Here is a 10,718-nt window from a genome sequence, read left to right on the forward strand (position 1 = left end):
TTTTCGGGTTCCTCCTAAATATCATTCTTTCTCTTTTAATCAAACAAGTCCTCGTCGTCACACAGGCGCACCGTGCTGACGGCGGAAAGCTCAAACTGCATGGGGCCGGCCGGGCCTTCCAGCGTGATGGTATTGCCTTCGCGGGAAGTCAGGAGGCCAGAAAATTCCTTAACACCGTTCTCGTTGGCCCGGTACAACCTGACGCTGACCTTCTGGCCCTGAACGGCTTCGTAGTGCTCCGGGCGGGTCAGCTTGCGGCCCAGGCCGGGGCTGCCGACTTCCAGATAATAGCTCTGTTCAATGGGGTCCGCTTCATCCAGGATGGGGTCCAGCGCATGGGAGACATCGGCACAGGTGTCGGTGTCCATGGTGGTGCCGTCCGTTTTGTCGATGAGGACACGGAGATACCAGTCCGGCCCTTCCTTTTCAAAGACCACGTCCCACAGGCGCAGGCCCATGCCCTCCACAGTGGGGCGGACAAGCGCTTCGACTCTCTGGGCGGTATTTCCGCCAGACTGCTTCGCCATAAAAACCTCCAAACAAACAAGAAACGCGGACCTTGCGGCCCACGTTTCAGTAAAAGTTATATCGTACTATTAGAATATATCATACTTCCGGTAATTATGCAAGGGGTTTCGTGAAATTTTGCCTTATCCTTTGCCGTACCACAGCACTTCAAGAATCAAAACCTTCTCACAATCTTCTTATGCATCATAGGTTTCCACTTCTGTTTTTGTATCTCCACACTTGGTACAGACATAATAATAAGTCACCTTGATAAAATCTCTTCCAATCGGCATATTCCGGAATTCCTCCCGGACAACCTTATCAAGATCATAATTATGCTTGCAGGTATCAGGTATAATCGGTTCCGGGGATACATCACATGCTTTTTGTTCTGCCGCTTCAATCAAACGGAACATTTCGCTCGACTGCTGCGCCACATGCTGATTTACATACGCTTCCACTTGCGTAAAATCATAGCTGGAAGTTCTTGAAGTTTCAACAAGTTCTTCTGCCTTTTCTTTTCCCAGAACCAGCTCCAGCATACTGTCAATCCGTTTCTGGGTCTCTGTTTCAAAATATTGATCGATTCTGGAGGTGTCAAACGCCGCAAAAGCCGTTGCACCAACAGATATAACCAGTAAAAGGCTTAATAGCACCGCTGTCAATCGTTTCATAGTTTGCATCTCCTTTCTCTTACCCATATTAATATCACTTATACGTGGTCACAATATATTCTGCACCGCAATTTGTGCAGACATAATACTCCGTAGTAACCGTATATGTTCTACCCGTCTTCGGGTCCGTTTCCGATACACTTGTAGCATACTTAAAGCTATACAAATGGCTGCATACATCCGGTATAATCGGTTCCGGAGATAAATCATGCGGAGCGATATTTCCTTCTGCAAAAGAAATCACGCCCATCGTACATACCATAGCCAAGGTCAATAGGAACATCATCAAACGCTTCATAGCATTTCCATCCTTTCATCTTGTCTTGTGGTTCGGTCAAAGTGCACTTTTTATAGTAAAAGTATAACATCCCCTTTTTTTGATGTCAATATTTTTCTTTCATGTGAAATATCTTTTGTGCATTCATACAATTATCGAGTTTCTAGTCGTTCTAAATAAGCAAAAATCCTTACAGACTAATCACAGACTGTAAGGATTTAACGAATTATTTATATTGAACGATTACAGCACCCAGACACCGTTCCGGAACAGTTCCACCACACGGCCGTCACGGCACTTGCCGGTGATGTGGCTGTCCTCTGCACCGATCATCACATCCTCATGGATGGTGGACTGGTTCATGCCGCGTTCTTCCAGCTGCTCCTTGGTCAGGCCGGTGCCGCCCTCGGTGGTGCCGGGGTAGCTGGCACCAAAGGCGATGTGGCAGGCAGCATTCTCATCGAACAGGGTGCTGTAGAACAGCGCGCCGCTGCGGTTGATGGGGCTGGATGCGGGCACCAGTGCCACCTCGCCGATATGGCGGGCACCCTCATCGGTATCCAGCAGCCGACCCAGCAGGTCAGCGCCCTCCTCGGCTCCATACTCAACGACCTTGCCATCCTTGAAGGTAACATGGAATCCCTTGATGAGCTGGCCATTGAACACATAGGGCTTGGTGCCGTAGACGATGCCGTCCACCTTGTCCTTGTGTGGAGCAGTGAACACTTCCTCGGTGGGGATGTTGGGCAGGAAGAACACACCCTTCTCGTTCTTGCTGCCGGCGCTCTCCCAGCTGGCCTGTTCGGCCAGGCCCACGGTCAGGTCAGTGCCGTTGGCGCTCTCAAAGTGGACGCTCTCCAGATCAAGGGCATTCATCTTCTCACCCAGACTGGTCAGACGGTCCAGATGTGCCTTCCACTCGTTGACGGGGTCACCGCCGGTCACGCGGCAGACATCAAAGATGAGCTGCCACAGCTTCTCGATGGCGGCATCCGTATCCAGCTCGGGGAACATCTTCTTTGCCCAGGGGGCGCTGGGCATGGCGGCAATGGACCACTGCACCCTGTCATTCATGGTGTACTCCCGCCAAGGAGCCATAAATTTCCGGTTGGCGGCGTTCACACGGCTGATCTTGGCACCATCCAGACCGGCGTAGACCTCGGGGTCATCCGCAATGAGGTGCAGCACGCAGACACTGCCCTCGCTCTCTGCGTAGTCGAGGTAGCGGCGCAGCTGGTAGGGCTTGCTGTCGGTCAGGGCTTCCTCGCTGCCCAGCTCCATCCGGGTGCGGGATACGGCATTGTCGCTCCAGTCCACCTGAACATCACGAGCACCGGCCTCAAAGCCGCTGCGCACACACAGGCGGGCCAGCGGGGCAGCCTCCAACGGGCAGCGGATGATCATGGTCTGGCCCGGCTGAGGGTTCACGCCCACCCGGACGATAAAGTCAGCGTATTTTTTGAGCAGTTCATCAAAGTTTTTCACAAAAGGTTCCTTTCTGCCGCAAGAAACGGCATGGTTGTTTTGCCCTAAGTATACCCTCTTTTTTCAATTCTGTCCATCGGATAAAAGAAAACAGACGCTTCCGGCGTTGAAAAACGGGGAAACGTCTGCTATACTAACCTTGGGAGTGCTGTCCACATACGGTAAGCGGTCTAACCTTTCCGGCCCAAGCGTCGGGGAGGCGAATATTTTTTGTCGTGCCCCTGACGCTCTGCTGCGAAAGGGGTGATGCTCTATGACGCTATTGGAAACTTTAGCCCTGCTGACGTTGCTTGCAACCGTCGGCTTTGGCGTGTTCGATATCGCATGGAAAATCTTTACACACAAAAAATGACCGCCCTCAGCGTCCAAACCTGAGCGGTCATTCTTTGTGAATAACTTGCCGGGAAGGTACTGACCGTTTGCCGGACAGCACTCTCTTTATCTATAATATACCACAGCCCCGCCGAAATTGCAACGGCGGGGCTGTTTTTATTTGGATCAGAACTCGATCTTGCTCTCGATATAGCTCTTGAGCTCGGAGATGGGCATACGCACCTGCTCCATGGTATCACGGTCGCGGACGGTGACGCAGTTGTCAGCTGCGATACCCTTGGCCTCGTCACCCACGGTGTCGAAGTCCACGGTGATGCAGTAGGGAGTGCCGATCTCATCCTCGCGGCGGTAACGCTTGCCGATGGAACCGGTATCATCGTAGTCCACCATGAAGTACTTGCTCAGCTCATTGCGGATCTCCATGGCCTTGTCGCCCAGCTTCTTGCTCAGGGGCAGAACAGCGCACTTGTAGGGAGCCAGAGCCGGATGCAGGTGCAGGACGGTGCGGACATCTTCCTTGCCCTTGGCATCGACCAGATGCTCCTCATCGTAAGCCTCACACAGGAAGGCCAGTGCCACACGGTCGCAGCCCAGAGAGGGCTCGATCACGTAGGGGATGTAGTGCTCGTTGGTCTCGCTGTCGAAGTACTCCAGGCTCTTGCCGGAGGCCTCCTGATGGCGGGTCAGGTCGTAGTTGGTGCGGTCTGCAATGCCCCACAGCTCGCCCCAGTCGGTGAACGGGAAGGCATACTCGATATCGGTGGTAGCGCGGCTGTAGAAGGCCAGCTCTGCGGGCTCGTGGTCGCGCAGGCGCAGGTGCTCCTTCTTGATGCCCAGGCTCAGCAGCCAGTTCTCGCAGTAATCCTTCCAGTAAGCGAACCAGTCCAGATCGGTGCCGGGCTTGCAGAAGAACTCGCACTCCATCTGCTCGAACTCGCGGGTGCGGAAGGTAAAGTTGCCCGGGGTGATCTCGTTGCGGAAGGCCTTGCCCACCTGGCAGACACCGAAGGGCAGCTTGCGGCGGGTGGTGCGCTGGATGTTGGCAAAGTTGACGAAAATGCCCTGTGCGGTCTCGGGACGCAGGTAGCAGGTAGAAGAGCTGTCCTCGGTAACACCGATGGCAGTCTTGAACATCAGGTTGAACTTGCGGATGGGGGTGAAGTCATGCTTGCCGCAGACAGGGCAGACGATATCCTCGTGGTCGGCGATGAACTGATCCATCTCATCAAAGCTCATAGCATCCACATTGACCTCAGGATGCTCCTCACCGATCAGCTTATCGGCACGGTGGCGTGCCTTGCAGGCACGGCAGTCCAGCAGGGGGTCAGAGAAGCTGGAAACGTGGCCGGTGGTCACCCAGGTCTGGGGGTTCATAATGATGGCGGCATCCAGGCCCACATTGTAGGGGCTCTCCTGGACAAACTTCTTCAGCCATGCTTTCTTGACGTTGTTCTTGAACTCAACGCCCAGGGGACCGTAGTCCCAGCTGTTGGCAAGACCGCCATAGATCTCAGAACCGGGGAACACGTAACCACGGTTCTTGCAGAGATTGACGATCATATCAAGGGTCTTTTCGCTCTGTTCCATTGTAATAACATCCTTTCCGTCCGCGGCTGGCTTGCCGTGTCGTGTGTGTTGTTTCGGGCAGCTTTCCCCACTGCCGCGTATCTCTACTTTATCATGTTTTCTTATATTTGTAAAGCAAAAGGCCGCTGCATTTCTGCAACGGCCCTTTCTTTCTGAGAAACAGGCGGGTTGACGTTTCCCGCATCTCCTAACACCGGGCGACGGCTGCCTGTTCCGTCCTCTGTTTCTCTTTGCAAGTTTTACTTATGATACTTCATACCGGCATTGATGGTACAGGCCCGGTAGATCTGTTCGGTCAGCACCAGACGGGCCAGCTGATGGGGCATGGTGATGCGGCCCATACTGAATCTGAGGGCTGCGGCTTTTTTCACCTCATCGGACAGGCCGTGGGAGGAGCCGATGACAAACGCCACATCCCCTGCCCCGCTGTTTGCGCGGTCGGCCAGGAACTGCGCCAGCTCATCGGAGGAGATCTGCCTGCCCTCAATGCACATGGCAACGATGGCAGCACCCTTGCGCACATTGGAGAGGATGGCTTTTCCTTCCTTCTCCAGTGCTTTTTTCACCACAGCATCGGAGGCATTTTTCTCCTCGATCTTTTCCTCCGGCAGCTCGATGATCCGGAATGCCGCAAAGGCAGCCAGACGCTTCTGGTACTCTGCCACGCCCTCGGCAAAATATTTTGCGTTCATTTTACCAATACAGATCAGGTCAATATTCTGCATTACAGCTTCCTCTTTTCAGGATAAACGATTTAAAATTGTCTCCGCTACTGCTTGAACTCCCTCAGTCACGGCTTACGCCGTGCCAGCTTCCTCGGAGAGGGAGCCTCTGGCGAAACCGGATACTTTGCAATTCAAGCAAAAGCTTTCCCGCCATGCCAAAGGCCCCATCCTAGAGGGGGCTGTCGAGCGAATGCGAGACTGGGGGAGTTTTTTACAGCATTGTCAGCTGCTCGCCCTCGTCCTCGGCGCGGATGAGCGCGCCGGTGGCGGGCAGGCTGCGGACACGGTAGCGGTGGGGGTTGGCAAGCTCCAGCGTTTCCGCCGGGACGACAGATGCAATGGTCTGGTTCTTTTTCAGGGTCACAACAGCAACACCCTGGCTGTCGCGGGTGGTCTTGGCAGGGATCTGCGCCGTGTTGACCAGCAGCATCCGGCCTGCATTGGTGCGGATGGCCAGCTCCGTGTCCTCGGGCAGGAAGAGCAGCTTTGCCAGCGGCTCCTTGTCGGAGTAGGCCTTGAGCAGCTTGCGGCGGTTCTGCTTGGTGGCATAAGAGGCCAGCGGGATCTTTGCGCACTTGCCGCCCGCAAAGAAGAAGAGGACATAGCCGCTGTAATCGCCCGTGATGACCATAGCGAGGATATTCTCGCCCTCATCCATTCCCAGACGGCCCGGCAGGTAGATGCCCATCTGGGCCACCTTGCCGTCCTCCAGCTCGTTCAGGCGCACCTTGTATACCTGCTGTTTGTCGGTAAAGAAGAGGGCCTCCACGTTGTTCCGCGTCTCCACCTGATGGATGATCTCATCGCCCTCTTTCAGCTTGTGGGCACCGGCGGTGCGCAGGCTCTGAGGCGGGATCTTTTTCAGGTAGCCCTCACGGGTGAAGAACACGGTAACAGGATAATCCGGGATGGATTCCTCTTCGGCACCGCTCTCCTCCTCGGGCAGATCATACAGGATCTCGCTGCGGCGGGGCTGGGCGTACTTTTTGGCCACATCGTTCAGCTCATTGATGATGATGCGGCGGATGCGGGCAGGCTTTGCCAGAATATCGTTCAGGTCGGCAATATCCTTTTCCAGCTGTTCGATCTCACCCGTCCGCTTGAGGATATACTCCCGGTTCAGGTGACGCAGCTTGATCTCAGCCACATAATCAGCCTGCACCTCGTCGATGCCAAAGCCGATCATCAGGTTGGGCACCACCTCGGTCTCCTCCTCAGTGGTGCGGATGATATGGATGGCCTTATCGATATCCAGCAGGATGGCGGCAAGGCCCTTGAGCAGGTGGAGCCGCTTTTCCTTGCCGTGGAGATCGTAGTAGGTGCGGCGGCGGACACACTCCATCCGGAAAGCGGTCCACTCCTGCAGGATCTCCCGTACACCCATGACCCGGGGCTGACCGGACACCAGCACGTTGAAGTTGCAGCTGAAGCTGTCCTCCAGCGGGGTGGTCTTGTAGAGCTTGGCCATCAGCTTTTCCGGGTCCACGCCGCGCTTGAGGTCAAGGGTCAGCTTGAGGCCGTTCAGGTCGGTCTCATCCCGCATATCGCTGATCTCTTTGATCTTGCCCGCCTTGACCAGCTCGGCGATCTTGTCCATGATGGCTTCCACAGTGGTGGTGGGCGGGATCTGCGTGATCTCCAGCATATTCTCGCCGGGCACCACATTGTACCGGGCACGCACCTTGATGCTGCCCCGGCCATTCTCATAGACCTCCCGCATCTGGGCCTCATCGTACAGGATCTGGCCGCCGCCCACGAAATCCGGGGCAGGCATGGTGGTGGAGATGTCGTGTTTGGGATCCTTCATCAGGGCCACGGTGGTGGCGCACAGCTCTGCCAGATTGAAGGAGCAGATGTTGCAGGCCATGCCGACTGCAATGCCCAGGGTATTGTTGGCCAGAATGGTGGGGAAGGTCACGGGCAGCAGGGTCGGCTCGGTGGTGGTGCCGTCGTAGTTGGGCACAAAGTCCACGGTCTCCTTATCAATGTCCCGGAACAGTTCCTCGCAGACACCCTCGAGCTTGGCCTCGGTATAACGGGCAGCAGCGCAGGACATATCCCGGCTGTATGCCTTGCCAAAGTTGCCCTTGCTGTCCACAAAGGGCACCAGCAGGCTCTCGTTGCCCCGGCCCATGCGCACCATGGTATCGTAGATGGCGGCATCACCGTGGGGGTTCAGGTGCATGGTGCTGCCCACGATGTTGGCCGACTTGGTGCGGGCACCCTTCAGCAGCCCCATGCCGTACATGGTGTACAGCAGCTTGCGGTGGGCGGGCTTGAAGCCATCGATCTCGGGCAGGGCGCGGGAGACGATGACGCTCATCGCGTAGGGCATATAGTTGGTCTCCAGCGTGCTGGTAATGGGATCTTCCAGCACACTGCCCGCGTTCAGGATCTCAACGCCGTCGCCCAGCTGCGGGCGGACAGGCTTGGTCGTTTTTTTGGTTGTTCGTTTTGCCATTTTTGCTCCTCTATATCAGCATCTATATCCCAGATCCAACCCCTCAATCTCGCATACGCTCGACAGCCCCCCTAATAGTGGGGCCCTTGGCATAGAGGGGAACTCGCAGGGCGTTCCGCAACGCCAGGGCCTCCCCTACTAGGGGAGGTGGCAATGCAAAGCATTGACGGAGGGGTTTATCTCGTCAGCTCACATCCAGATCATCCAAATATTCCGCGCCGTGCTGTGCAATATGCTCCTTGCGTCCGGCCAGGTTATCTCCCAGCAGCAGGTCAAACACCCGGGCCGTTTCCTCCACGTCCGTGGGCAGTACCTTGATCAGGCGGCGGCTCTCGGGGTTCATGGTGGTCAGCCACATCATCTCCGGATCGTTTTCGCCCAGACCTTTGGAGCGCTGGATGGTATACTTTTTGTCGCCGATCTCCTTCAGGAATGCTGCCTTTTCCGGCTCGGTGTAGGCAAAATAGGTGTGGTCCTTTGTGGTGATCTCATACAGCGGCGATTCCGCGATATAGACATAGCCCTCGTTGATCAGAGTGGGGGTCAGCCGGTAGAGCATGGTCAGCACCAGCGTGCGGATCTGGTAGCCGTCCACGTCAGCATCGGTACAGATGACGATCTTATTGTAGCGCAGATTATCGATGTTGAAGGTGGCAAGTTCCTTGTTGTGCTTGCCGCCCAGTTCCACGCCGCAGCCCATGACCTTGATAAGGTCCACGATGACATCGGACTTGAAGATGCGGGCATAATCGGCCTTCAGGCAGTTCAGGATCTTGCCGCGGATGGGCATGATGGCCTGATATTCACTGTCGCGGCTCTGCTTGACCGCGCCCATAGCGGAATCGCCCTCCACGATGTAGAGTTCCCGGCGGGAAGCATCCTTGGTGCGGCAGTCCACGAACTTCTGCACCCGGTTGGCCAGATCGATCTGGGTGGAGAGTGTCTTTTTGATGCTCTGGCGGGTCTTTTCTGCGTGCTCGCGGCTCTGCTTGTTCACCAGCACCTGCTGGCAGATCTTCTGGGCCTCCTCCGGCTTTTCAAGGAAGTAGACCTCCAGGTAATGCTTGAGGAAATCCGTCATGGCCTGCGAGACGAACTTGTTCGTGATGGCCTTCTTGGTCTGGTTCTCGTAGCTGGTGCGGGTGGAGAAGCTGGACGAGACGTAGACCAGGCAGTCCTGCACATCCTGGAAGCTGATGGCGCTCTCGCCCTTCTTATAGAGGTTCTTGTCCTTCAGGTATTTGTTGATCTGGTAGACAAAAGCCGTACGGACGGCGTGCTCGGGGCTGCCGCCGTGTTCCAGCCAGGAGGAGTTGTGATAGTATTCCAGCAGCTGCACCTTATTGGAGAAGCAGAAGGCAGCGCTCATCCGCACCTTATAATCCGGCTGATCCTCACGGTCACGGCCGGAGGCCTCGCTTTCGCAGCTGAACACCGGGGTCAGGGTATCCTCTCCTGCCACCTCCTGCACATAGTCGGCGATGCCGTTCTGGTAGCACCAGCTCTCCTTCCAGGGCTTGCCGGTGGCGGGGTCCTTCTCCTTTTCGTCCGTAAAGTTCAGGGTCAGGCCCGCGTTGACCACGGCCTGACGGCGCAGCACATCCTTATAGTAGCTGCCGGGCACGTCAATGTCCGTAAACACCTCATCGTCGGGCTTCCAGTGGATGATGCTGCCGGTACGGCGGCCCTTGTAGGGCTCCTTCTGCAGGCCGCCCACGTTCTCACCCTTTTTGAAGTCGAGGTGGTAATGAAAGCCGTCGCGGTAGATATCGGCGGTCATCCAGGCAGAAGCGTACTGGGTGGCGCACAGGCCCAGACCATTCAGGCCCAGGCTGAACTCGTAGTTGTCCTCGCCCTCACCGTATTTGCCGCCCGCGTACATCTCACAGAACAGCAGCTCCCAGTTGTAGCGGCCCTCGCCGTTGTTCCAGTCCACGGGCATACCGCGGCCAAAGTCTTCCACGATCACGCTGCCGTCCTTGCAGCGGGTCACATTGATGGTATCACCGTGGCCATCGCGGGCTTCATCGATGGAGTTGGAGACGATCTCAAAAATAGAGTGGGCGCAGCCTTCCACGCCGTCTGAGCCAAAGATGACGGCCGGGCGCTTGCGCACACGGTCGGCACCCTTCAGCGAAGTAATGCTTTCGTTGCCATATTCCTGTTTTCTTGCCATGCTGTCCTCCGGGCCTGTTCTCTTGTAATGAGCAGGTCGTCAAATCAAAACGCCTTTGCTCTTTCCCTTATAATAAGTATAAGCGATGTGTAAAGAGCAAAAGCGTCGGTGTTCTTTTCTTTTATTAAACCATAGGTTGTATTACTTGTCAATTTCTTCGGGCAGATTTCTTGTCCTCCCGATCCGGCAGAAAAACGCGCAAAAAGTCATTCTTATTTTGCGCGTTGAAACGCATAAAACGAAAAAAGTTTCAGTTTTTTTCAAAAAATTTGAATTTACCCCTTTACAAAATCAAAATTTCAGGTATAATAATCATCGTCCGGTGCGCCTCTGTAGCTCAGTCGGTAGAGCAGGGGACTGAAAATCCCCGTGTCATTGGTTCGATTCCGATCGGAGGCACCACCTTTCAGAAGAACAAGAATTACTCCTGTTCCTCTGATATGCGGCCGTAGCTCATCTGGTAGAGCGCCACCTTGCCAAGGTGGAGGTAGCG

The 10,718-nt window shown here is 55.4% G+C and carries 7 protein-coding genes and 1 tRNA gene; 1 reads left to right on the top strand and 7 read right to left on the bottom strand.

Going from position 1 to position 10,718, the window contains the following annotated elements; all coding sequences use genetic code 11:
- Positions 1-35 precede the first annotated feature (35 nt).
- The 7 genes from rimP to J3353_RS07230 form a co-directional block, all read right to left on the bottom strand.
- A complete protein-coding gene (gene rimP / locus J3353_RS07200) occupies positions 36-527 on the bottom strand; it encodes a ribosome maturation factor RimP (RefSeq protein WP_005933125.1) in 492 nt (163 codons plus the stop codon).
- Between the two features lie 177 nt (positions 528-704).
- Positions 705-1,181, bottom strand: coding sequence for a hypothetical protein (locus J3353_RS07205; RefSeq protein WP_156061964.1), 477 nt, complete (start codon positions 1,179-1,181; stop codon positions 705-707).
- Positions 1,182-1,701: 520 nt separating this feature from the next.
- Complete coding sequence (locus J3353_RS07210; RefSeq protein WP_156061963.1) at positions 1,702-2,943, bottom strand: aminopeptidase; 1,242 nt, start codon at positions 2,941-2,943, stop codon at positions 1,702-1,704.
- A gap of 498 nt (positions 2,944-3,441) precedes the next feature.
- Entirely contained in the window at positions 3,442-4,863 is a 1,422-nt protein-coding gene (locus J3353_RS07215; RefSeq protein WP_097772530.1) for a glycine--tRNA ligase, read from the bottom strand.
- 239 nt (positions 4,864-5,102) lie between these two features.
- Positions 5,103-5,588, bottom strand: a complete 486-nt coding sequence (gene rlmH, locus J3353_RS07220) for a 23S rRNA (pseudouridine(1915)-N(3))-methyltransferase RlmH (RefSeq protein WP_097770974.1) — start codon at positions 5,586-5,588, stop codon at positions 5,103-5,105.
- A gap of 211 nt (positions 5,589-5,799) precedes the next feature.
- Positions 5,800-8,049 (bottom strand): DNA gyrase subunit A, encoded by a 2,250-nt coding sequence (locus J3353_RS07225; protein WP_207684519.1) that lies wholly within the window; start codon positions 8,047-8,049, stop codon positions 5,800-5,802.
- Positions 8,050-8,233: 184 nt separating this feature from the next.
- The gene (locus tag J3353_RS07230; RefSeq protein WP_097770972.1) at positions 8,234-10,225 is read right to left on the bottom strand and encodes a type IIA DNA topoisomerase subunit B; all 1,992 of its coding nucleotides are present in this window, start codon (positions 10,223-10,225) and stop codon (positions 8,234-8,236) included.
- A 326-nt stretch (positions 10,226-10,551) separates the two neighbouring features.
- On the opposite strand from J3353_RS07230, the gene J3353_RS07235 reads away from it, so the two are divergent.
- Positions 10,552-10,627, top strand: a tRNA-Phe gene (locus tag J3353_RS07235).
- Positions 10,628-10,718 lie beyond the last annotated feature (91 nt).

This window comes from Faecalibacterium sp. Marseille-Q4137 (genome assembly GCF_017377535.1).
Lineage (GTDB): Bacteria > Bacillota > Clostridia > Oscillospirales > Ruminococcaceae > Faecalibacterium > Faecalibacterium duncaniae.